Genomic DNA, 24128 nt, shown 5'->3' on the forward strand with positions numbered 1-24128 from the left:
TAGAAGGTGTCTACGTTCCCGAGAAGAGTAAAGAACAGAGGATTGGGTAACGTAGAAAGGGTCTACGTGACTGAGAAGAGTAAAGAGCAGAGAAACGGGTCACGTAGAAGGTGTCTACGTGACCGAAAAGAGTAAAGAACAGAGGATTGGGTAACGTAGAAAGGGTCTACGTGACCGAGAAGAGTAAAGAACAGAGGATTGGGTAACGTAGAAAGGGTCTACGTGACTGAGAAGAGTAAAGAACAGAGGATTGGGTAACGTAAAAAGAGTCTACGTGACCGAAAAGAGTAAAGAACAGATAAATGGGTCACATAAAAGAGAAATCACACAAAATCAAGTTACCTTTTCTAAATAAACATATAAAAAAGATATCCCCTTGTGGATATCTACAAAACTATGCATTATTTCTACGAATTTTCAGAAGATATCAACAAATCCCCACCACTTATCAACATATCCACAAAATCCATCCCCAAAACAACAAAAATGAGCCAGCGATTATGATCGCTGGCCCTCACTAATTTATAACTTCGAAATTGGAGCCATCAAAGCTATTATAACGTTATTTCCCTGCCCCGCAGCAGTTCTTATATTTCTTGCCGCTTCCACAAATACATGGATCATTACGGCCCACATCAATTTGCTTCACTTTCGGCTTTTGCTTAACCGGTTCGCCATCTTCTTTTGGATGAACCGCTTGGCCTTTTGCTACTTCTTGGCGCTCAAGGTTGTTGCGGATCTCCGCTTTCATGATATACATCGCTGCTTCGTCTTCGATCGAATGGATCATCGTCTCAAACATCGCAAAGCCTTCATGCTGATATTCACGAAGTGGATCGATTTGTCCGTAAGCACGTAAATGGATTCCTTGACGGAGTTGGTCCATTGCATCAATGTGATCTATCCACTTGGAGTCAACCGCACGCAGTGTAACAACCTTTTCGAATTCGCGCATTTGTTCAGGGGAGAGAAGTTGTTCTTTCTCCTCGTAACGTTCCTTCACTTTTGCAAAAATCGTATCGCGGATTTCCTCTGGATCTTTTCCTTTAAGGTCATCGACAGTGATATCACCCTCATTTAAAAGAGTGGCATTGACATAATCGACAATGGCTTGCAGATTCCATTCTTCTTCATCTTCATGACGAGATGCATGGGCATCCACATTCCGCTCGATAGAGTTCACGATCATCTTCTGAACAATGTCACGAAGGTTTTCAGAATCTAATACTTCATCGCGCTGGGTATAAATAATTTCACGCTGTTGGCGAAGCACATCATCATACTGCAAGAGCTGTTTACGGGCATCAAAGTTGTTCCCCTCGACGCGTTTTTGCGCAGATTCCACCGCTCGAGATACCATTTTACTCTGAATCGGCTGGTTATCATCCATACCAAGGCGTTCCATCATTGATTTCATATTATCTGAACCGAAGCGGCGCATCAGCTCATCTTCCATCGATAAGTAGAACTGAGTAATACCTGGGTCCCCTTGACGTCCAGAACGTCCACGAAGCTGGTTATCAATCCGTCGGCTTTCGTGACGTTCCGTCCCAATGACAGCTAGTCCGCCCAGTTCAATTACCCCTTCGCCAAGCTTAATATCCGTACCACGACCGGCCATGTTGGTCGCAATGGTTACTGCGCCTCGATGACCTGCTTCAGCAATGATTTCAGCTTCACGCTCATGGTTTTTCGCGTTCAAGATATTATGGCGAATACCCTTTTTCAATAAATATTTGGAAATGAGCTCAGACGTTTCAATCGCAACGGTACCCACAAGTACAGGCTGTCCTAGTTGATGACGAGCAGCGATATCCTCGACCACCGCACGGAATTTGCCGTCCATTGAAGAGTAGATTAAATCGGCACGGTCATCACGGACGATTGGGCGATTGGTTGGAATTACGATAACATTCATATTATAAATGTTACGGAATTCTTCCTCTTCCGTCTTCGCGGTACCTGTCATACCGGCCAATTTTTCATACATTCGGAAGTAGTTTTGGAACGTAATCGTTGCCATCGTCATGCTTTCGTTTTGGACTTCGAGACCTTCTTTTGCCTCAATAGCCTGGTGCAAGCCTTCGCTATAACGGCGGCCCTTCATCAAACGACCGGTGAACTGGTCAACGATGACAATTTCGCCATCTTGAACGACATAGTCCACATCAAGGTGCATGCTGGCATTCGCTTTTAAAGCCTGGTTAATATGATGGTTTAAGGTTACGTGCGCCATGTCAAAGAGGTTTTCAATCCCAAAGGCTTTCTCGGCCTTGCTAATCCCTTCTTCCGTCAGCATAACGCCCTTTGTCTTTTCATCATACGTATAATCTGTATCCCTTTTAAGCATACGGACAAAGGCATTGGCTTGAATATAAAGGACAGCGGACTTTGCAGCTGAACCTGAAATAATTAATGGGGTACGGGCTTCGTCAATTAAGATCGAGTCAACTTCGTCAATCACTCCATAAAAAAGTGGGCGTTGTACTTTTTGTTCCTTATATAGGACCATGTTATCACGCAAATAATCGAAACCAAATTCATTATTTGTTCCATACGTAATATCCGCGGCATAGGCTGCCTGCTTTTCATCCTTATCCATACTATTTAAATTTAAGCCGACCGTTAAGCCTAAAAATTGATACAATTCACCCATTTCATCTGCATCACGGCTTGCTAAGTATTCATTGACCGTAACAACATGAACACCTTTACCAGAAAGAGCATTCAAATAAACGGGCATGGTCGCGGTTAACGTTTTACCTTCACCAGTCTTCATCTCGGAAATGTTCCCTTCGTGGAGAGAAATACCCCCCATTAACTGAACATGATACGGATATAAACCAAGTACACGGCGGGCGCCTTCACGGACAACGGCAAACGCCTCAACGAGCAAATCATCGAGTGTTTCCCCGTTTTGATAGCGGGCCTTGAACTCCTCTGTTTTTTCCCGCAGCTGGTCATCGGTCAGTCTTTCTGTTTCCGTCGCCAATGAGTCAATTTTCGTTGCAAGCTTGTCTAACCGCTTCAGCTCACGCTTGTTCAGATCAAATACTTTATTTAAAATCCCCATCATCTGATGAACGCTCCTTTATATCGAGACTAATACACTCTTTTTTAAAAAATCCTAGTCAAAAATATTCGATAATTTCCCTTTTAATCTTACCACTTCCTCAATACAGTGACAACAATGTAAGAGGGAAGCAAGATTCGTACAATCTACTATAAATAATCAACTAAAGTCAAACTTCTAAGCTAGCCTTTTGTTATGTTCGATTTATCGTCAAATATGACAGACTTATGGCAACTGTTGAGAATGTATTGCAACCAGAAAATCAATGCTTCAATCCCTAAGTGTTTTTGTATAAAAAACACTAATAATGTATAAAAACACATCGATATACAGATTAAACAACATGCGTATAGTGTTAATCTAACCCTTTAATAACAGTGTTTTTAAGTTGTTTTCAGTGGGAATATCACCTCTTATTTCTTTGAGAAATTATTCACAAATTGTACATTGGATTATACTCTTACAATGTTAGATACTACCTTTAGAGAGGTTAATATGGAAAATATAGAGATAGAATCCAAAATGGGAAGGGTGAGTTAAGTGGCCATTTGGGGGAAAAAAAATAAAGATAAAGATCCCGAAAGTAGAGAAGATAGAAAAGCTGGCCCAATACGCAAACTCTGGCGAAAGTTCAGAGAAATAGATTGGAAGAATCCAGTTAACAGGTGGAAGTTATTATTTGTTTCACTTGTCGGTTGTATCGTTGTTTTTGGTGGAGGATATGGAGTTCTTTCCTTAACGAACTCGCCAACATTCTGTGCGAGCTGTCACGAAATGGCACCTGAGTATTCATCATATACAGCGAGTGCGCACAACCAGATCACCTGTGTCCAGTGCCATATCAAGCCTGGTTTCACCAACATGATTACCCACAAGATGAAATCGGTGAAAGAAGTTTACTACCATGTAACAGGAGTACCTGAACAAATTGTGCAAACGGAAGCTGTTTCAAATGAAAATTGCTTACAGTGTCACTCCAAAAATCGACTCGTCACAGCATCCGGTGACTTAAAGGTAAATCACAAAGGACATATCGAAAAAGATATTCCTTGTATCACCTGTCACGCCGGGGTTGTCCATGCAAAAATGGCATCTCGTGGTATCAACGTCGAAGAAGTACGCGGTAAGTGGACAGCAGAGAGTGCTGAAAAATTGATGGAAAAGAAATATCTAAGACCTAACATGGGAACATGTATTGATTGCCACGATAAAGTAAACAACGGCGAAAAGCCATGGATAGAAGAAACTTATAGCTTACCGGAAAATCCACAAGAGCTCGAGAAAAAGCTGGAAGAAAATAAAAAAGAAGGCTCCACGGAAGCTACAAAAGTCTCAACTGAGGCAACACACGAAGGTGAACCTACAGAGGCAGAAAAATTAGCAGAGCATGACAAAAAAACTCAAGATATCATTTTGCAAGCTGTAGGTAAACAACAAAAAGACGTGAAGCTATCGATGGAATGTGAAACTTGTCATAAAAAAGTCAAAGTTCCTAAGAGTCATAAGGTTGAAGTCTGGAATGGTCAACACGGCGGCACAGCTGTCCAAGAGTTAGATAAATGTGTGAACTGTCACCAGGATTCTAAATGGATCAGAGAAATTCCAAAAGAAGACATTATCTCTCTACTTAAGATGAAAGAAACAAAAACAAAATATACACCAAATATCACAATCGTTAAAGACCAATCAAGAATCAATAAATTCTGCAGCGCCTGTCACAGCAACCGTCCTAGTGGACACGTGGAAAGCGATCAATGGTTAACAGCTCACGAATCGAAAGCAAAAACGGCAGATCAAAAATCAGAATGCTTCGTTTGTCACGATCGCGAAAAGCCAAAACCAGGATCAACAGAAGTCAAAGCACCAACCGATGTTTATTGCCAATACTGTCACAGAACTGGCTTTAAAACAGATAAGAAAAAATAATATTTGAACAGGAGGGTTGCTTTTATGGACGAGGAGCTCAAACAACAGCGGTCAGCCCCTCCCAAATTTCGCTATAAATTAATCAAAACTGCGACTTTAACATTGTTGTTTCTAGCTCTTTTCTCCTTTGCAGGATTCTTCGGGCTAGAAGCAACTTCAAGCTCAAAGTTTTGCTCATCCTGCCATGAGATGCAACCTGAGTACTATACTTGGAAAGCTTCCACACACAGCGAAGTGGATTGTGTTAACTGTCATATCGAACCAGGGGCAAAGAACTTAGCGAAAAGTAAAGCTGAAGGGGTAATTGAGCTTTATAAAAAACAAACTAAAACGTATACTGCACCCATTCATATGCCAAAAGAAATACCAGATAGCGCTTGCGAAACCTGTCACAATGTATTCACACGTGACGTTACTCCATCAGGGGATTTAATAATTCCTCACGATAAACACAAAAATAAGGAAATCAAATGTGCGCAGTGCCATAGTGGAGTTGCACAAGGTAAAATTGCTGATCGGAAAATGACATTTCAAGCTGATTATGGGAAATGGGATGAATTGGTCGGTCAGGAAACCATGAAAGATATCAAATGGACAAAACCAGATATGGACACCTGTATGGATTGCCATAAAGCAAGGAAGGTCACAATTGAATGTTCTGCTTGTCATAAAACAGGAATGCTTCCAAAAAGCCATAAGAAAGAAGATTTTAAATTAGTTACACATGGGTTGCAGGCGAAAACGACGTTAGAAAAATGTAATAAATGTCATGAATATATGTCTGCTGACAAACTGGAAGGTTTCTTTCAAGAAGAACCTACTGTTACTCAGTATCTAAATAAAGATTCAAATTTAACAAAAAAATCCCATTATGATTATGCAAAAGAAAATTCATTCTGTCGTAATTGCCATATGCAAAGACCATCTAGCCACACTAGTGATTTTATGAAAAGTCATGGTGGAATTGCAAAAGAAAATAAACAAAGATGTAGTGCCTGCCATAACATTCAGCAGAAAAGTGATACAAGACTAACGAATGTAGCCTGCTCTTCCTGCCATCCAAGTAGTCATTACAAAAACACAGGCTATTGGAGACAAGGTCATCCGATTGAAGTGGCACCGAATCAGAAACTAACCAAGTCATGCTACAGATGTCATAATGAAGCAAAATGTTCGACTTGTCATACAGATGTTTGGACAAAGGAATAAAAGGAGTGATCTAGATGGAAACAGATGCAAAGCAGCATATACCTGAGGAAACAAATCAAAAGCCAGAGGGAAAGACTAAGAAGACTAAAAAGGTTAAAAATGAAAAATTTAAATGGTGGCAGACGTTATTAATCTTGTCTCTAACTCTAGTAATTTCAGTGGGTGCTGCCTACTATATCAGCGATAAGTACTTTTGGTCAAAAATGGATATGAATCATGTAAGTGAACAACTTGATTATTATAAAAACAAAGTTGATAGTGAGCCCAACGAACCTAAACATCGTGTTAATCTTGGATATACTTATTTTTTAAAGGGTGATAACGATGAGGCTATAAAACAATTAAAAGTAGCCCTTGACCTTGATAAAAAAAATTATGATGCCTATCTAAATTTATCGATTGTTTATAAAGATCAGGGGGAACTAGACAATGCATTAAAAGCAGCTGAAAAATGCGTTGATTTAAATCCTAGAGATTATAAGGGCTTACTACAAAAAGGTTCAATCTATCGTGAGCTTAAAATGTACAAAGACTCCTTAGAAACTTTAAACCAAGCCAATAGTTTAATGCCAGGAAATACTGATATTATTTATGAAATTGGAAGATTGGCTGAAGCTCAGGGGCAAATGAAAGAAGCTGAAGCGATTTATAAGGATGCCTTAAATTACGATCCGCTCTATAAAAACGCATTAAAAGGTCTAGAGAGAATTGCATCTAAAGATTCTAACAAGAAATAAAGGAGTGGGATACCGTGAAGAAAAAGAATGTTTATAGATGGATGGTGGTCATCGTTGGCCTCACAATCATAGCCTTTGTGGCCATTTACCTTTTAAATCTACAAGATAAAGTTAGCAATCCGACTAAGTTAGTAGACCGAAACGGTCCGCCAAAATACAGTAATATGATTTATGGTGGTTTTGGAAATGATGCTTTAAATAAACCAATGGATGTTACAAAGATTGGTGAATTCGTTTATGTTTCGGATACACAAAACAAACGAGTTCAGGTTTTTGATTCAACAGGAACCCAAATCTTTAAATTTGGGAAAGAAGGTAAAGGGCCTGGTCAGTTTATGTTCCCATACGGAATTGCCGGTGATAAAAAAGGTAATATTTATGTATTTGATCTTTATAATGGAAATATTTCAATTATGGACAAAAAAGGAAACTTTATCAGCTATTTCAAGGAAGAGAATCAAAAGCAAAAAGCCATTAAAGCACCTGGTGGATTACGTATTGTAGATAATAAATTATATGTAACAGATATCGAAAAAAGCCAAGTATTTGTGTTTGACTTAAATGGCAAGCTCATTCTTACATTAGGAAAAGCAGGGGAGAAGGACGGAGAATTCCGTGCTCCAAATGCTGTAACAGCCGATAAGGATGGCAACATTTACGTGGTTGATACCGGAAATCAGCGTGTTCAGATTTTTGATAAAAAAGGAAAATTCAAGAAAACAATAAACGGATCTGAAGACGGTAACGGTTCATCTACGCTAGTCAACCCAAGAGGAATTGGTATCAACTCTGATGGAAACATCTTTGTTGTTAATAACTTAACTCATTATATTTATGGATTTGATGCAAATGGAAAGAAATTATTCCAATTCGGCGGCATGGGAGACGAAAACGAACAATTCTATTTACCTAATGGCTTATTCATTGATGATACAGACCATATCTACATCACTGATACGTTAAATCAGCGAGTAGAAGTTTATTATTAAGACTTTAAAAGATTAGTATCATAGATTAGTACTTTAACTTTAAGGAGGTGGTTCATGGAATAGGGAATAATATTTTTCAAACATACTTAAATAAAAAGAGAAAAAAAGAGAGATTTATTTGGGAGGTTTTAAGAATGTCGAAGGGAAGATTAGGCTTTTCATTTTTGACAGCAATTGCATTTATGCTAATGTTTAGTATATCTGCAATGGCAGCAATTGCTGGTGTTGTAAACCTTAAAGCAACTGTAGACAATGATGGAGCAATGAAAGCTACCTGGTCTGCAGATACTGCAACAGGGGTAACTGGTTATACAGTTACTGTCACTAAGAAAGCAGATGGATCTGTAGTTGATACTAAAACAGCTACAGCAACTACCTACACACTTGCAAATTTAGATACTAAAACAGTTTACAACGTAGAAGTTAAAACAAATGGCGGTGTTAATGATACTGCTACTTCAACTATCACAGATGTGAAATACCGTTACAACAACAAGATTACTTCAACTGATAAAGATAATGGCTTAGAAAATGCCAACAAAACTGGTAAAGATGTTACCATTAATAACGGCACAAAAGTTGGCGAAGTTATCAAATCTAAAGACATGGTTAAAAACGACGGTTCTACTGGTAACCACAGAACTCATGGTGAGTACCAAAACAACACAAACTCTTGTGCAAGCTGTCACCAAACACACACAGGCGCATCTAAGAGTTTACTATTCAAAGACGGTGTTTATAACACTTGTACTGCTTGTCATGATGGTACATTAGGATTCTATAACGTATTTGAACCATCTAACGCTGGTACTTTTGGTGGAACACACACAGGTAACATGTCTGTTCACTTAGCCGACGGTTCTGTACAAATCAAAGCTGCACCAGGTGGTAACGGTGCTGCAAACAATGGTTCATGGGTTAACGAATTCAACTGTGCAAGCTGCCATAGCCCACACGGTTCTTATTCTGATCGTTTATTACACTACAATCCAAACGGAATGGGCTTAGCTACTAAAGCTGAAGGTGGTATTGGTTACAAAGGTCAGGCTGTTGTAAACTATAGCACACTTGCTCCTGCTAAAGGCGCAGAATCTCCACTACTAGTTAGAGGTACTGCAACTGAAATGGGAATCACAGGTATTGATGGTACTGCTAAAGTTATCTCTTTAATGGAACTTGTTCAAGACCCTACTTCAAAAGCTTATAGCTATAAACAAATCACTACTCCTTGGTTATATGGATATGTTTATGGAAGTCCTAAAAACTATTATACTCGTTTCTATAAACAAGTAACTACTGACATAGCTAAGTACGATACAGATGGAAAAACAGTATTGTCTGGTCAAACAGATGGAACAATCAATATGGCTGACCAACTTTATTCAGAAGATGATGGTCACGGCGGATACGACTATACTTACATCGCTGACTTCCATGACAATGAACTTGGGAATTCTGAAATTGTATTCAGCAAAGGTTACATCTACTCTACAAAAGGCTACTTAGATGATGTTAAAACAGCTGATATCGGTGTAGCATACAAAGTTGATCTTGATCTAAAAGAAATTGCTAAATTCGGAAGCCAAACAACTGGTGTACCTATTTTCAAATCTGATTCAAATAGCTTAATGACTGGTACTGGTGCGTTTAAAGGTGCAGGGGTTAAATTAAATCAATACTGTGCTGCTTGTCACACTGACTACCTAGCTCACTCAGGATCTGCTTCAGGTACATTTAGTAAAGCATATCGTCACTCTACAGATAGTGATTCTTACACTTGCGTACGCTGTCACTATGCTCACGGTACTGACGTAACGGTTATGATGGATGCACATGGAGAAAAAATTGCTGACCTTACTAAAGATGGTGGAGAATTCGAAGGGGATACTGCTAAAGCAACAGATTACCTATTAGACAAAAACCCATCTTCTGCATTAAAACGCTATACTAACATGTCAGTATGTTGGGGCTGTCATACAGACTCTAAAGCTGAACAGTTAAAGAATACTAGCTCTTTCAAAGATGACAACGATCCACACGGATTAGAAGCTCAACCAGTAGTTGGTACTGATTTCTCAAGTGCTGGTTCTGAAGTAACTGTAACATCACAACTACCATAATAAAAAGGCTAACAAATAGCCCTACTATTTATTAGCCTTGAATGAAATATTTAAGTTTAGGATGACAGTTCGCCTCGGTGGGCTGTCAGCTTATTTTTATTTTATAACGAGTTCACAAAATCGTCAAATATTATCTTCACGAATTTGTCAAACATAATTCACAGTTCTGTTACCCTATTACATTAACAATAAAAGTATAATAATAATGTAGATTATAAGAAAAACACATTGTTATTTTTATTAACTTAGGAATATATTAATTTGTCACCTAGAATCTAATATAATTGGATCTCATGTCGTAACAAAAAAGGAATGAACATTTATGATTTTATTTAAAAACGGTTATAAATATATTGCCTTGCTCTTACTATTATTAGTAGTATTCCTTTCCTTATTTCTCCCTGCCAATGTATTGGCCACGGTAACCAACACTCCTCCAACAATCGTTATTAAAAGTATTAAAGTATTAAATGGAATAACTACAATTACTGGAACTGTTTCTGATGAAACGCCCCCACAAGAGATAGTAATGAATTTGGTAGGTGAAAGTGAGACATCTGATCCGATTACACCATCATCAGATGGAACATGGTCGATAACTAAGACATTTTCTCAAAAACTTAATAGACTAAAAATAGAAGCAACCGATAAGCCTTTATATTCAGAGGAACCAAATATAAAATCTATTCCTGTTCAGCGTCCCTATATAACTTCTATTCATATGAAGGCATATCAATATAAGTATAAGGTTCAAGTTAATGGTACCAGGGAAGATAGAGATGAGATTATAGATGTTGACCTCATGCAAAATGAAGATTTGACAAGAATTTCCACAAACCCAACTACAATACTTATAGATTTGAGCGATGATGTTTCTCAAAGTCTGTCAAACCCAGTTACGATCTATGATAAAAACTTTACCAAGATCTCAGGTGTGGACTTCGAATTCAAATCTGATAACCAAATCAAGCTAACTTTAAATAACTTATTACCAGGAAAAACTTATTATTTAATTTTCAACCCAAGTCTAATATCAGCAAAATATAGTGATGCTGGTGCAGGACTTTTTATTGATGCTAAAGATAATAATTTTCTTCCAGTAATTAAGAAGTTTACGACAGTAAGTGAAACTGTAAAGAGTCAAAATCCAGACAAAGATACAGCAATTAACGAAAACACGGCAGAAGTACCCGGACAGCCACATGGTTTTTACACAAATAATGTAAACACTTGTGCGAATTGTCATGGTACACATGTTTCGGAAAATGTAAATCTTGATAAGCCAATATCCGCCTATAAAGATAAGGCTAAAGAAAATAGTTATTGTATGGCTTGTCATGACGGAACCGTGGCTGTTCCTATGCCTGAAAATTATGATTCTAAAAATAGTCTAATTAAATCGATGCATACTGCTGTAGAGGATTCAGAGCATCCTTCGAGTGCAGGTTCCTGTACGACATGCCATAATCCACATTTAACTTGGACTACGGGTAATCCTAATCACCTTAAAGATCATTATGTGTATACAGCTAATGGTTCAAGTAGAGATAGCCTTGATGATAACTGTCAATCTTGTCATGACGGTGATACAATAAGCGGTCCAGCAGGTTACCACGAAAATTTCTGTAAGAGAGGTCCTTTCATACAAGAAATCAACAACTGCTAATGGACAAATCGGGAATTTCTCATTATGCTTGCGTTGCCATAATGGTGGAAAGGCAACTAATATTAAACAATATTATGAAGATGAAGATAAAAATGAAATAATTAAATCAGGCCATACGATTATTGCAATTGATGGTAGCTATTTAAACGGAAACCTTCCTTGTGCTGAGTGTCATGAAACACATGGGTCAAAAAACCTTGTGTTATTAAGGAATTTACTCGGACACGAAAATCAACAAGAATTTTCTTTTACATCAGGAGATTGGGCAAATAAGGAACGGGATTTCTGCTTAAAATGTCACAACAGTAAGACTAAACTATTTGGGGTGACTGGACTATTTAATGAAACCCTTACTGAGCATCTTGACACATCAAAAGCTTGTTCAGAGTGCCATGGAGGTACCGGGACTCAAGAAGTGAAAGCATTAAGAGCAGCACATGCTCCAGTTATTTTAAAGAAAGAGCCAACCCTAACTCAAAGTAGTAGTTCATTACAAACGGAATCACCAAAGAGAACATCCAACTTAGAAACAACTACCCTGACAACAGAAACCAATGAACCTATTGCAGAAGCAAGTGCAACAACTGAACCTATTGCAGAAGCAAGTGCAACAACTGAACCGACGGCAGAAACAAGTGCAACAACTGATAAGGCGACAGAAACAAATGTAATAACTGAACCAAGCAATCCTTAAAAAAACGAGAGGGACTACCTCTCGTTTTTGCGTTTAAAGTTTTTTTCTAAAACTCAATTTTCCTTCATCACTTTTCTAACTGCATCAATCTGTTTTAACTTTTCATCTTCATTATCTAGAAGCATGCTGCCATATTTCGGCATCATTTCAAAATACCCATTGTTTGTTGAGGTTAGGAAGAATAGATACATTTGATCCTTTTTTAGCAGAGGAGATTTTTCGTAAGTAAGGAGATATAGTTCCCCTATCTCCTTATAATAGCCTCCCTCTTGATTGACCGTTATGTCCCCGAGCAGCGCACCTTTTATATTTTGGGTAATCCGCACTAAAAATTGGGTATTAGGATTTCTTGTATATGCTTTATTCCCAACTTCCCTTATTACCTCGCCAATAAAAATATGATCAACGGCATTCGTTAATTTTCGTTTATCTTGATAATCATCATTAAATGGAAAGTGTTTATTAACAATAATCGCAGAGTCCTTTGAATCTAATAGTGTCGTAAAATATTTAATCGAGAAAATCCCCACCACAGCAAGAATCAAAACAATAATTATAGCCCGTTTTTTCATAAAACAGCCTTCCCTTCGAATACCATCCCTGTTTCCAATTATATCGCCAGGGCATTTAGTATTTTCTTTGCTCTTGTGAATCTTTAAGGAACAATAGGAAATGGGAGTACTAAGAAAAATATTAAGTATTGTTGTTTTTTAAATTCGCTCATAGAAACCCTAGATTCGCCCATAAAAGTACAGAATTCGCTCATAGAACTCAAAGATTCGCCCATAAAAGTCAAAAATTCGCCCATTGAAGGTATAAGTCATTAAATAAATCATAATTGTCCGAGTATTGTAGTGTAATTTTACACCGGATATCATTTTTATGAGCTTCTCCTTGAGTTATAAAAATATTTTTTACGAAAAATAGGCTTTTTTTAATAGATCGCTTTGTTATTGGTATTTTTAAACATTTTTTTCAGATTTAAAGCCAATCATTTTGCTTCCAAATCCTAAATAATATGGTCTCTTCCTGTTAACGGAAAACATTCGAAAATAAGGGATGGTTTTCTACCAATATAAAAAGCCCTTGGTAACTCCCAAAAGAGATTCCAAAGGCTTTAAATTAGGTATAAAGGATTTTAATACTTGTCTTTGATCATGGAACTTCGCAAAAACGCATCATGTATACTGATTTATTTACCTTTCAACCACTCAACCAGCCCATCAATCTTCTTCCACAAATGCAAATGCATATCCGCATAAACAATCGCTTCATTTTCATCACCAAAACCATAATAGTCAGGGGGATAAGCGGGCAGGCGTTTTTTGCCTGTTAAATAGCTAATCACATACTTATTATCTTTTTTTGCTTCCTTCAGCAGTTTCGCGGCCTTCGCCGTAAAGCCTCTTTCTTGGATCTCAAGCAACAACTTATTGTATGAAGTTTGGGCTGACTCCTCTTCATATTGGTAGAGCAAGTCACTAGCTTTCTTAGTGTCTCCTGCATCTAGGTAGGCTACAAACAACGAGTAACGAACGCCTTGGTTATCCATGGGATTGAGTTCCAGCAATTCTTCATATTGGAGGATGGCCTCGTTTATTTTTCCGATCAGAGACAAGGCCTCTGCGTAATGTAGTTTCGCACGCATGAAGGGTCTTGTTTCAATTAACCCCCAGAAGTGCCCTTTGTTCTCCTTGAAAAACGCTTTACCAAGTTCTCGTTCCCCCGCCTGGATGCCTTTTTCATAGAGCAAGATGGCTTCTTCGAGACTTTTTGTTTTTTCAGCAAGGATGACATAGGCATCCGAACAATTAGGGTTCAGCGTTATTGCTTCTTCTGCCAGCTTATAACGCTGCTGGCCGTCCGATTGATAGGCGTCGTAAATTAAATTTCTAGCCCGCTCTTCATCCCGCTTTGAAACTTTACGAACTGGGCTTTTAGTTTTTTTAGATGAAGTATCGACAAGTGTAAGTGTTTGAACAGATGAATCCCGCATCGCTTCTGCTTTCCTTGATTCTTCAGCTGCGGGCGCGCTTTTTCTTGGGAAATCAATAACAGGTGCCTTTTCAAATGGCGGCAGTAGCGGCGCTTCATCTAACCCATAAACCATTCCAATCAACTCGGCAATTTCCGGATGTAATACCGTTTCCAACTCCGTGAATATGGAGGAAACAGATCCAGTAGAAACACTATACAGCTTGGCGAGCTCCTTTTGCGTATACGTTTTTTCTAACGGTGCAATCGTTGACAGTAAGTAATGGAGGGCGGCAACATACAGATTCGGATTTTGGATTCGCTTTTGCCTTTTCTGGCAAAAACTCAGCCAAAGAATAACCCCCGTGTCGACTATGGATCCTGGTACATCAAGAGATTCCAACTTTTGCTTAAAGATATCGGCGACTTCTTTATAGATTGGTGCCGGCCAATCCATTTCATCTATTTCCAAAAAATTGCCGACCACCGGAAGTTCGCTCAGGACCTCCAGGAAAAAGTCAGTCAAGTATTCCTGGGGTGAGTCGTAATCTGCTTCGATACTGCTAACCTCAATGTATGAAAAAGCATCTTCAGGTTTAAGATCTGGTAAATCAAAGGGAGATGGAAAGAAGACATAATTTTGGTCATAGGGAACCAAGATTCCTACGAAGAAGGAACCTTCTTCAACCGTGATAGGCACATTCGTAATGATTGCTTCAAATTCTTCAGAGGTAAAGCCGTCCTCTACTGTTACTCTATTATTTTCAACAGCAAGGACTTTTCCAGCAATCGTTCGAGCTTCCGTCCATGTTTGTAATATCTTTCTTAATTTAGGCCGTTTAATTTTCCCAATCTCAGCCGCAATAAACTTCTCGATAATGGTTTCCCCATCATCTAATCCTTCAAAAAGAGTAAACCAAATGGCATGAATCAACTCATAAAATTCTCGTTCCTGTTCATTATCGATTTCAATCATTTCTTCAAGAACTTCGAAATCCTCTTGTATTTCTGGCCCGAAGTGATAGTAAGCATAATGAAGGATATGCTTTTGCAGGACGTCGATTTCACTATCAATCATATCGGTAATCGATACGGCTTCATTAGCCCCGCAGCACTTTTTATACTTTTTCCCACTTCCGCATGGACAAGGACCATTCCGATTTATTTTCTCCAACTCATTCCGCTCCTTTGATTACCCTATTTATTTATCCAGCGCACTAATTGCATGATGTAGTATGTTCATTCATGTTAAAAGGTGAATTATGTATAAAACAGCTGAAATAAAGTGGATTTCATCCACTTTCCACTTAATTTAATAGTACCATTTTTGACAGGCAGAAATATAAAAATACTAATGAAATTTGATTGAAATGATATTTTATGTCTTGGATGATCCAAATAAAGATTTGTCGATCATTCCTTAACAACAGGTTTGTGCTTTTTTAAGACCAAACTTTGAATTTTATACGGTTATCACGCTATAATGGTTAAGGAACTGACAATTGATTTTCGGTATAAAATACAATACAGGTCATATTTTTAATTTTTATAGAGGTGAAGAAAATGGAATTAGCAGAAATTCGTAATGAACTTGAAAGAACAGCTAAGAAATTAGCGGACTTTAGGGGGTCTCTTTGACCTTGAAAATAAGGAAGCGAGAATTGCTGAGCTAGATGATGAGATGCTGCATCCTGACTTTTGGAATGATCAGCAAGCAGCTCAGACCGTCATTAGTGAAGCAAACGGTTTGAAGGACCAGGTCCATGAATTTTACAAGCTTAATGAGAGCTTTGAAAATTTGGAATTAACTTATGAGCTTGTTAAAGAAGAAAATGATGAAGAATTGCGGACCGAGTTGGAAGATGAGCTCGGGCAGCTTACAGGGAGCTTGAGTCAATTTGAACTGCAGCTTCTCTTGAGTGAGGAGTATGATAAAAATAATGCGATTTTGGAGCTTCACCCTGGTGCGGGTGGAACAGAATCACAGGACTGGGGCTCGATGCTCTTGCGGATGTATACCCGTTGGGCTGAGAAAAAGGGCTTTAAGGTCGAGACACTCGATTACTTGCCTGGGGATGAAGCAGGGATTAAGAGTGTTACGCTTGCGATCAAAGGTCATAATGCCTATGGCTACCTGAAGGCGGAAAAAGGGGTTCACCGTCTGGTAAGGATTTCCCCATTTGATTCCTCAGGCCGTCGCCATACTTCGTTCGTTTCCTGTGAAGTGATGCCTGAGTTAAATGATGACATTCAAATAGAAGTTCGGACAGAAGATTTAAAAATTGATACGTATCGTGCGACTGGAGCGGGTGGACAGCATATCAACACCACGGATTCCGCCGTCCGGATTACCCACCTGCCAACGAATGTTGTCGTCACTTGCCAATCAGAGCGCTCACAGATTAAAAACCGTGATGCGGCAATGAAAATGCTGAAATCTAAGTTATATCAATTGGAAATTGAGCGACAAGAACAAGAGCTTCTAGAAATTCGTGGCGAACAGAAGGAAATCGGCTGGGGAAGTCAAATCCGTTCTTACGTCTTCCATCCGTATTCGATGGTGAAAGATCACCGGACCAGTGCCGAGAGCGGAAATGTTCAAGCTGTGATGGACGGGGATTTGGATCAGTTTATTGATGCGTATCTAAGGTCGAGGATTTCGTAACACGGGCATTTTTTAAACAAGGATTTGAAATAAATGTATCAAGCCTTTGCTGACCCATTCGGCAAAGGCTTATTTTTTGGGATGTATTTGCCGATCATGGTGAAGGTTGTGTGATCGTTACTTTGTGGTTTAAGTGGATTTACCTAAAATTTTGAATTTACACTTCTGCAGAAAGCATTTCAAACATTTTATCATGATGTTCCAATTTGTTATCGATGTGTCTGAAATAACTCCTAAATTCCGTGGCATTATTTTTAACCGTATCCTCGAGTGAGTGAATACTTGCTTCTACTTTATCTAACCGTTGTTTCACACCAATGAATTCATTATCCATGGAATCAAACCGCTGATCCATAGCATTAAACCGATCATCCATGGAATCAAACCGATCATCCATAGCATCAAACCGATTATCCATGGCATCAAGCCGTTGATCCATGGTGTCTAACCTAAGTTCAATTTTATCGAAACGTTCATCCATAGCATCAAGTCTAAGTTCAATTTTATCAAACCGGTCATCCATGGCATCAAATCGCTTATCAATTGCGGTAAAGCGATGATCAATTTTATCAAACTGTTGATTCATTTGTTCCATCATTTGTCGTAACAACTGCTCCATCTGGTACACCTCCTTTTTCAACATATTATAACATTTATTGATAATGTTTTAGCAAAACAAATGACAGCGTATTCAATCATAAATTCCTTATCAAAACCCCGTTATTGGCAAATGCTAATAAAAATTTTAACCCTTTAACACGTCAACTTAATGCCATTTACACCGAAATTTGCCCGTGCTATACTCACTCTCGGTTGATAGAAATTATTACTGAAGAATCAATTTTTTGAGGAGAATGGATTTATGAATATTTTAAGTAATCTTACACAAACCTATCCAAAAACGAGAATCGCGATAGATTATCTATTTGTTCTGATTGGGGCGGCAATTATTGGTCTGGTATTTAACGTTTTCTTACTCCCAAACCAAGTGGCTTCGGGTGGAGTTAGCGGCATCAGTACGATTCTAAAAACGGTGCTGGGGTGGGAACCAGCTTATGTACAGTGGGCTTTTAATATCCCCTTGTTTATTGCAGGTGTGGTGTTTTTAGGAAAGCAATTTGGCGTTAAAACGCTAGTGGGAACCATTTTTTTACCGTTCATTGTTTTTTTTACCAAAAATTTAGAGCCTTGGACAAATGATGCCCTACTTGGGGCCTTGTTCGGGGGAATTGGAGTAGGGCTCGGTCTGGGCATTGTTTTTAGGGGGAAGGCATCCACTGGCGGGACCGACCTTGCGGCGCAGATTATTAATAAATATACAGGTTTTACACTTGGCCGTTGTGTCGTCATAATCGATGGAATAATTGTCCTCACTGCTGCGATCGTGTTTGATATCGAGAAGGGATTGTATGCATTGATTGCCCTTTATGTGACTAGCAAAACGATTGACCTTGTTCAGGTTGGCTTCGGCAGATCAAAAATGGCGATGATCATTACAAGTAAACAAGACGAAGTTCGTGCAGGTATTTTGAATAAAATTGACCGTGGTGTGACAAAACTATCAGCATATGGTGGTTTTACGGACCATGAACGGCCAGTTCTGATGTGTGTTGTCGACCAAACGGAGTTCACAAAATTGAAACAATTGGTCAAAGCCCTTGACCCATCTGCATTTGTGGTCGTTATGGATGCCGCAGAAGTGTTGGGAGAGGGTTTCAAACGGGTATAGGATTGGTATAATAGTGCATTGATGGTAATATTTTCAGAAGGGGGTACAGGTATGAAGAAAAAGCTACTTACATTGTTAATGGGAACAGCATTAGTTATGGGACTTGCAGCCTGCGGAGGCGGCAATGACGACAAGGGAACGGACAAGGGAACGGACAATGGAACGGACACTGTTACCAGTGATGCCGGAGCAAAGATTTTCGATCAAAAATGTTCTGGCTGTCATGGCGGCGATCTTACGGGTGGTATGGGACCAAACTTAACAAAGGTTGGCTCAAAGTACTCTAAGGACGACATTTTAGGTATTATAAAAAATGGTAAAGGTCAAATGCCGGCAAACGTAGTTAGCGGCGATGACGCAAACCAAGTTGCTGAATGGCTAGCAGCTAAAAAATAAAGGTGTCAAAAACGTTCTATTTGAAAAAATAGAGCGTTTTTTTTGCCCAATACGCAAACTTTGTCGGGTTTTGTAATTCTTTGAAAAGAAACTGTAATATTTTTACCGCTTTTTTTAGCAATTTATGATGTTATAATAGGATTATGCGAAATTATGCACATATTTTTTGTTATCCTAGTCCATTTTGCAAATAAATAAAGATTATTGTCGAATCACAATTCGATAAGTCTTTAAATAAAGGTGATAAAAATGATAGAACTACAAGATGTATATAAAAAGTACCCGAATGGGGTTTCTGCCATAAATGGTATAGACGTCCGGATAAACCAGGGCGAATTTGTCTACGTTGTCGGACCAAGTGGTGCTGGAAAATCGACATTCATTAAAATGATGTATCGTGAGGAAGTTCCTACTTCAGGGACCATCACAATGAATGGTGTCAACCTAGCAAAATTAAAGATGAAAAAGGTACCCATTTTCCGTCGGAATCTTGGCGTTGTCTTTCAGGATTTCAAGCTGTTACCACGGTTAACAGTCTATGAAAATGTAGCTTTTGCCTTAGAGGTTATTGAAGCGCAGCCGAAAGTCATTAAAAAAAGAGTGATGGAAGTTCTCGATCTTGTAAATTTAAAGCATAAGATAAAAATGCTGCCAACAGAGCTTTCTGGTGGTGAGCAACAGCGTGTTTCTATTGCCCGCTCGATTGTCAATTCGCCGAAAGTGGTCATTGCGGATGAGCCTACTGGAAACCTTGACCCGGAAACATCATGGGAAATCATGAAAATTTTTGAAGAAATTAATGCACGAGGAACCACTATTGTTATGGCAACACATAACCGGGAGATTGTTAATACATTGCAGCATCGTGTTATTGCCATTGAAGGTGGAAAAATAGTACGTGATGATGAAAGAGGTGAATACGGTTATGAAAATTAGAACAATTGGCCGTCACGCTCGAGATAGTTTTAAAAATATAAGCAGAAATGGCTGGATGACTTTTGCATCCGTTAGTGCTGTTACCGTTACCTTGATTTTAGTTGGTGTCTTTTTCGTTATTATGATGAATCTTAACAGAGTGGCACAAACCATTGAAGATGATGTGCAAATTCGCGTTCACATCGATGTTGCTGCAACCCCAAAAGATCAGCAAACCTTAAAAAGTGAGATTGAAAGAATGCCTGAAGTGAAAAGTGTAACATTCTCCTCTAAAAAGAATGAACTAGATAATTTAGTAAGCAGTCTTGGTGAGGAAGGCAAGTCCTTTAAACTTTTTGAACAGGACAATCCCTTAAACGATGTATTTATCGTAAAAACGAAAAAACCGACAGATACGATGGAAGTTGCGAATCAAATCAAACAATCCAATTATGTTGCCAAGGTAAAGTATGGCCAGGGCAAGGTTGAAAAGTTATTTAAGTTTATTAAAGCGAGCCGCAACGTCGGGGTTGTTTTAATCATCGGCTTATTCTTTACAGCCATTTTCTTAATCTCTAATACAATTAAAATTACGATTATTGCAAGACGAAGAGAAATTAAGATTATGAGATTAGTAGGAGCAACGAATACGTTTATTCGCTGGCCGTTCTTTTTGGAAGGATTATGGCTCGGTTTTCTTGGGTCCATTCTGCCAATTATCTTGATCGCGATTGCCTACTATCGTGCCTATGATTACATTGGCCCTAAGCTAGAGGGGACTTTTATCAAAATCTTGCCGTTTGATCCATTTGTCTATCAGGTTTCGGGGATTTTGATTTTAATGGGCGCATTAATCGGAGTTTGGGGCAGTTTGATGTCCGTAAGAAAATTCTTAAAAGTTTAATGGAAAAGCAGAAGTACCTGTTTAGTGCAGTTTATTAGATCAGGAAGGGCTGTCTTCAGGTCCTTCCTGATTTTTTATGAACAATTAGATTACTAGAATAGACGCGTGAGTTACTACTAAATGTTTCGTACACAACAACATTCGTTCACACATAGATAAAGAACGATTTAACCTGTACATAGAGAGAATGGGAGGAGAAATCGGAAATGAAGAAATCCGTAATTACTATTGCCGTTGCTACGACGGTTGGGCTGGGAACAATTTTTGGCGGAGTAACAGTTAAAACAGAAGCCGAATCGATTTCCGGATTGAAAGGTGAACAAACTAAAATTCAGGACCAACGTTCCAATTTAAAAGCCGATATAAATTCAGCAAACGATAAGATTAACACATTACAAAGTCAGCAGGCAGATGTTAAGAGTGAAAAGAAACGTCTTGACTTTGCGATTGATGATACAACTGACAAAATAAATGATAAAACTGAGAAGATCAAAAATACGAAAGCCGAAGTGGCTAAGCTCCAAGCTGAAACAAAAGTCATCAAGGAGCGAATTCAAAAGCGTAATGTGCTTTTGAAGGAACGGGCGCGCAGCTACCAAGAGAATGGTGGAATGGTTAGTTATTTGGATGTGTTAATGGGATCCACCAGCTTTAATGATTTCATTGACCGTGCAAACGCAGTAGCAACCATCGTGCAGGCGGACCAGGATATTTTAGAACAGCATGAGGCCGACAAAAAGGAACTTCTCGAGAAACAAACGCGAGTAGAAACGAACCTTGCTAGCCTCCAGAAGATGCTTGTAGACTTAAAAAATATGAACCAGCAATTAAGTGCACAAAAGAAAGAAAAAGAAAAACTATTAGCTAGCCTGAAAGATCAGGAAGAAGAAGCCCATGAGGGTATGCTGGATATGCAGGAGAGAGAGCAAATCCTTGCGGCTCAAGAGGCAGCCATTAAAAGGTCAATCCAAAATGAGCGAGAGCGTCAGGCAAGAGAAGCGGCTCAAGCTAAAAGTAATCAATCTAAAAGTGGAATCAGCGGGTCCTCTTCTACTTCAAGTGGAAGCAGTGCAGCATCATCTGCACCAAAGGTTTCAAGTGGCAGCTTCACAAGACCAGCACCTGGGGTAATTACTTCGGGCTTTGGGGGTCGCGGTGGATCATTCCACTATGGTTTTGACATCGCAAAACCGGGCGATAATGTACCAATAGTCGCTGCTGCAGATGGGGAAGTATATGTTTCGCATTACTCATCAAGTTATGGAAACGTAGTTTATATTTTGCATAACATAAATGGTCAAACGTATACCACCGTTTACGCACATATGAGAAGAAGTTTGGTCGGAGCAGGTGCAACCGTGAAAAAAGGACAACAAATCGGTGTTATGGGTAACACTGGTGATTCCAGAGGTCAGCACTTACACTTTGAACTATACAAAGGGCGTTGGCAATATCATGCGGCAATTAATCCATCGGGCATTGTGCCACTATAATAATGGAATGGGAGAAGTTCTTACTTCTTCCATTTTTTTATGTAATCATAACTCGTCCACTCCTAACATATAAGTTAATAATCGGGCAGGAATTTGGAGCCTTGTTATAAAAATAGATAAGACACGCATTTTTAACTCGAGGAGGATTGGGATGAATCGTAGATGGATTGCCCTGTTGATGACGGGTTCGCTTCTGACAGGAGCAGGGGGCACATATGCAGGAATGCAGTTATTAGATGATAAAATCGGAAACAAGAAGCTTGAGTTAGCGCAATCAACAAAAGATAATCAAATAATTTCCGAAGAAAATACAGCTGATCTTGAAAAAGTAGAGCAGGCTTATGACCTTATTTTAAGCAGGTATGTTGAAAAAGTGGATCAGGATAAATTAGTAGAAGGTGCGATCCAAGGGATGCTTTCTGTCTTAAAGGATCCGTATTCCGTTTATATGGACAAGGAAACAGCCCAACAATTCACACAAACTTTGGAATCCTCATTCGAAGGGATTGGAGCCGAAGTTGGAATGGTCGATGGGAAAATTGTGATTGTCTCACCATTCAAAAATTCCCCCGCAGAAAAAGCAGGCATCAAGCCGAATGATCAAATATTAAAGGTGAATGGAAAAAGTGTGGAAGGACTTGACTTGAATAAAGCGACGCTAAAAATCCGCGGCAAAAAAGGCACAACGGTTCAATTAATGATTGCGAGAAAAGGGTTAAAAGATCCACTCGCCATTGATGTCACACGTGATGAAATTCCACTTGAGACTGTACATGCTTCCATTAAGAAGCAGGATGGCAAAAAGATTGGCTATATTGAATTAACCTCCTTCTCTGAGGATACGGCCGCTGATTTTGAAAAGGAATTATCGGCCCTCGAAAACGATGATATTAAAGGGTTAATTATTGATGTACGTGGAAACCCTGGCGGCCTTCTGGATAGTGTCGGTGAGATTTTAAAAGAATTTGTACCAAAGGATAAGCCGTACGTCCAAATCCAACAGCGGAATGGTAAGAAAAAACGTTACTTCTCGACGCTATCGAAGAAAAAGGATTATCCAGTGCTTGTCCTTGTCAACAAAGGCAGTGCCTCCGCATCGGAAATTCTTGCAGGTTCACTGCAAGAGGCGGTAGGTTACCAGCTCATTGGAGAAACAACGTTTGGAAAAGGCACGGTTCAACAAGCTGTCCCAATGGGGGATGGCAGCAATATCAAGTTAACGTTATTTAAATGGCTGACCCCAGATGGAAATTGGATCCACAAAAAGGGAATCCAACCAGATGTGGCCGTTAAGCAACCGGCCATATTCGCCACCCATCCCATTCAAGTGGAAGAATCACTGGAAGAGGATATGAACAATGAGCAGGTTAAGAATGCTCAAGAAGTGTTGGCTGGTTTAGGATTTGCCCCAGGTCGGACGGATGGATACTTCAGCAAGGAAACGACCATGGCCGTAAAAGGCTTCCAACTTCATGTTAACATGAATCCGACAGGAAAAATCGGACCCAAAACAGCTGCTAAACTTGAAGAAGCTGCGATTGTTGAAATGAAAAAAGAGAAAAACGATCTCCAGCTGCAAACAGCATTGAGATTAATTACAAAATAAGAAAGCAGGGGCTTTAGCCTCTGTTTTTCTTT

General features: G+C 39.1%; 18 protein-coding genes. 14 read left to right on the top strand and 4 right to left on the bottom strand.

Annotation, left to right across the window (positions count from 1 at the left end):
• Positions 1 to 562: 562 nt before the first annotated feature.
• A complete protein-coding gene (secA, locus tag J7E77_RS15230; protein ID WP_214715461.1) occupies positions 563 to 3076 on the bottom strand; it encodes a preprotein translocase subunit SecA in 2514 nt (837 codons plus the stop codon).
• Positions 3077 to 3613: 537 nt separating this feature from the next.
• Here secA and J7E77_RS15235 point away from each other — a divergent pair.
• The 7 genes from J7E77_RS15235 to J7E77_RS15265 all read left to right on the top strand — a co-directional run bounded on the left by J7E77_RS15235 (position 3614) and on the right by J7E77_RS15265 (position 12414).
• Positions 3614 to 4999, top strand: coding sequence for a cytochrome c3 family protein (locus J7E77_RS15235; protein WP_214715463.1), 1386 nt, complete (start codon positions 3614 to 3616; stop codon positions 4997 to 4999).
• A 24-nt stretch (positions 5000 to 5023) separates the two neighbouring features.
• Positions 5024 to 6208 (top strand): cytochrome c3 family protein, encoded by a 1185-nt coding sequence (locus J7E77_RS15240; protein ID WP_214715465.1) that lies wholly within the window; start codon positions 5024 to 5026, stop codon positions 6206 to 6208.
• Between the two features lie 14 nt (positions 6209 to 6222).
• The gene (locus J7E77_RS15245) at positions 6223 to 6945 is read left to right on the top strand and encodes a tetratricopeptide repeat protein (RefSeq protein WP_214715467.1); all 723 of its coding nucleotides are present in this window, start codon (positions 6223 to 6225) and stop codon (positions 6943 to 6945) included.
• Between the two features lie 14 nt (positions 6946 to 6959).
• Positions 6960 to 7934 (top strand): 6-bladed beta-propeller, encoded by a 975-nt coding sequence (locus J7E77_RS15250; protein WP_214715470.1) that lies wholly within the window; start codon positions 6960 to 6962, stop codon positions 7932 to 7934.
• 134 nt (positions 7935 to 8068) lie between these two features.
• Positions 8069 to 10054: a cytochrome c3 family protein gene (locus J7E77_RS15255; protein ID WP_214715472.1), complete on the top strand. Its 1986-nt coding sequence runs from the start codon at positions 8069 to 8071 to the stop codon at positions 10052 to 10054.
• A gap of 322 nt (positions 10055 to 10376) precedes the next feature.
• Complete coding sequence (locus tag J7E77_RS15260; RefSeq protein ID WP_214715474.1) at positions 10377 to 11720, top strand: cytochrome c3 family protein; 1344 nt, start codon at positions 10377 to 10379, stop codon at positions 11718 to 11720.
• Positions 11721 to 11727: 7 nt separating this feature from the next.
• Entirely contained in the window at positions 11728 to 12414 is a 687-nt protein-coding gene (locus J7E77_RS15265; RefSeq protein WP_374102980.1) for a multiheme c-type cytochrome, read from the top strand.
• 53 nt (positions 12415 to 12467) lie between these two features.
• On the opposite strand, the gene J7E77_RS15270 is transcribed toward J7E77_RS15265, so the two are convergent.
• Positions 12468 to 12986 (bottom strand): hypothetical protein, encoded by a 519-nt coding sequence (locus J7E77_RS15270; RefSeq protein WP_214715477.1) that lies wholly within the window; start codon positions 12984 to 12986, stop codon positions 12468 to 12470.
• 620 nt (positions 12987 to 13606) lie between these two features.
• On the bottom strand, positions 13607 to 15562 hold the full coding sequence (locus J7E77_RS15275) for an SEC-C metal-binding domain-containing protein (RefSeq protein WP_214715478.1): 1956 nt from the start codon (positions 15560 to 15562) through the stop codon (positions 13607 to 13609).
• A gap of 389 nt (positions 15563 to 15951) precedes the next feature.
• On the opposite strand from J7E77_RS15275, the gene prfB reads away from it, so the two are divergent.
• A protein-coding gene (gene prfB, locus J7E77_RS15280; RefSeq protein WP_214715479.1) for a peptide chain release factor 2 occupies positions 15952 to 17053 on the top strand; the annotation gives its coding sequence in 2 pieces (ribosomal slippage) (positions 15952 to 16023 and positions 16025 to 17053; 1101 coding nt in all).
• A 157-nt stretch (positions 17054 to 17210) separates the two neighbouring features.
• Here the strand turns inward: prfB and J7E77_RS15285 are convergent.
• Positions 17211 to 17672, bottom strand: coding sequence for a hypothetical protein (locus tag J7E77_RS15285; RefSeq protein WP_214715480.1), 462 nt, complete (start codon positions 17670 to 17672; stop codon positions 17211 to 17213).
• 243 nt (positions 17673 to 17915) lie between these two features.
• Here J7E77_RS15285 and J7E77_RS15290 point away from each other — a divergent pair, with 243 nt between their 5' ends.
• The 6 genes from J7E77_RS15290 (at position 17916) to J7E77_RS15315 (ending at position 24096) form a co-directional block, all read left to right on the top strand.
• Positions 17916 to 18782 (top strand): YitT family protein, encoded by an 867-nt coding sequence (locus J7E77_RS15290; protein WP_214715481.1) that lies wholly within the window; start codon positions 17916 to 17918, stop codon positions 18780 to 18782.
• A 51-nt stretch (positions 18783 to 18833) separates the two neighbouring features.
• Positions 18834 to 19178, top strand: coding sequence for a cytochrome c551 (gene cccB / locus J7E77_RS15295; RefSeq protein WP_214715483.1), 345 nt, complete (start codon positions 18834 to 18836; stop codon positions 19176 to 19178).
• 249 nt (positions 19179 to 19427) lie between these two features.
• Positions 19428 to 20114, top strand: coding sequence for a cell division ATP-binding protein FtsE (gene ftsE / locus J7E77_RS15300; protein WP_088089609.1), 687 nt, complete (start codon positions 19428 to 19430; stop codon positions 20112 to 20114).
• Entirely contained in the window at positions 20104 to 20997 is an 894-nt protein-coding gene (gene ftsX, locus J7E77_RS15305) for a permease-like cell division protein FtsX (protein WP_214715485.1), read from the top strand. Before ftsE ends, ftsX begins: the two co-directional genes overlap by 11 nt.
• Positions 20998 to 21203: 206 nt before the next feature.
• On the top strand, positions 21204 to 22490 hold the full coding sequence (locus J7E77_RS15310) for a murein hydrolase activator EnvC family protein (protein WP_214715487.1): 1287 nt from the start codon (positions 21204 to 21206) through the stop codon (positions 22488 to 22490).
• A 151-nt stretch (positions 22491 to 22641) separates the two neighbouring features.
• Positions 22642 to 24096 (top strand): S41 family peptidase, encoded by a 1455-nt coding sequence (locus J7E77_RS15315; RefSeq protein ID WP_214715489.1) that lies wholly within the window; start codon positions 22642 to 22644, stop codon positions 24094 to 24096.
• Positions 24097 to 24128 lie beyond the last annotated feature (32 nt).

Source organism: Bacillus sp. ISL-77 (assembly GCF_018613105.1).

Coding starts and splice junctions, on each gene's coding strand:
- J7E77_RS15285 (WP_214715480.1), bottom strand. CDS start 17,672: ATGGAGCAGTTGTTACGACAAATGATGGAACAAATGAATCAACAGTTT.
- J7E77_RS15315 (WP_214715489.1), top strand. CDS start 22,642: ATGAATCGTAGATGGATTGCCCTGTTGATGACGGGTTCGCTTCTGACA.
- J7E77_RS15270 (WP_214715477.1), bottom strand. CDS start 12,986: ATGAAAAAACGGGCTATAATTATTGTTTTGATTCTTGCTGTGGTGGGG.
- J7E77_RS15260 (WP_214715474.1), top strand. CDS start 10,377: ATGATTTTATTTAAAAACGGTTATAAATATATTGCCTTGCTCTTACTA.
- secA (WP_214715461.1), bottom strand. CDS start 3,076: ATGATGGGGATTTTAAATAAAGTATTTGATCTGAACAAGCGTGAGCTG.
- J7E77_RS15240 (WP_214715465.1), top strand. CDS start 5,024: ATGGACGAGGAGCTCAAACAACAGCGGTCAGCCCCTCCCAAATTTCGC.
- J7E77_RS15245 (WP_214715467.1), top strand. CDS start 6,223: ATGGAAACAGATGCAAAGCAGCATATACCTGAGGAAACAAATCAAAAG.
- ftsX (WP_214715485.1), top strand. CDS start 20,104: ATGAAAATTAGAACAATTGGCCGTCACGCTCGAGATAGTTTTAAAAAT.
- ftsE (WP_088089609.1), top strand. CDS start 19,428: ATGATAGAACTACAAGATGTATATAAAAAGTACCCGAATGGGGTTTCT.
- J7E77_RS15290 (WP_214715481.1), top strand. CDS start 17,916: ATGAATATTTTAAGTAATCTTACACAAACCTATCCAAAAACGAGAATC.
- cccB (WP_214715483.1), top strand. CDS start 18,834: ATGAAGAAAAAGCTACTTACATTGTTAATGGGAACAGCATTAGTTATG.
- J7E77_RS15255 (WP_214715472.1), top strand. CDS start 8,069: ATGTCGAAGGGAAGATTAGGCTTTTCATTTTTGACAGCAATTGCATTT.
- J7E77_RS15310 (WP_214715487.1), top strand. CDS start 21,204: ATGAAGAAATCCGTAATTACTATTGCCGTTGCTACGACGGTTGGGCTG.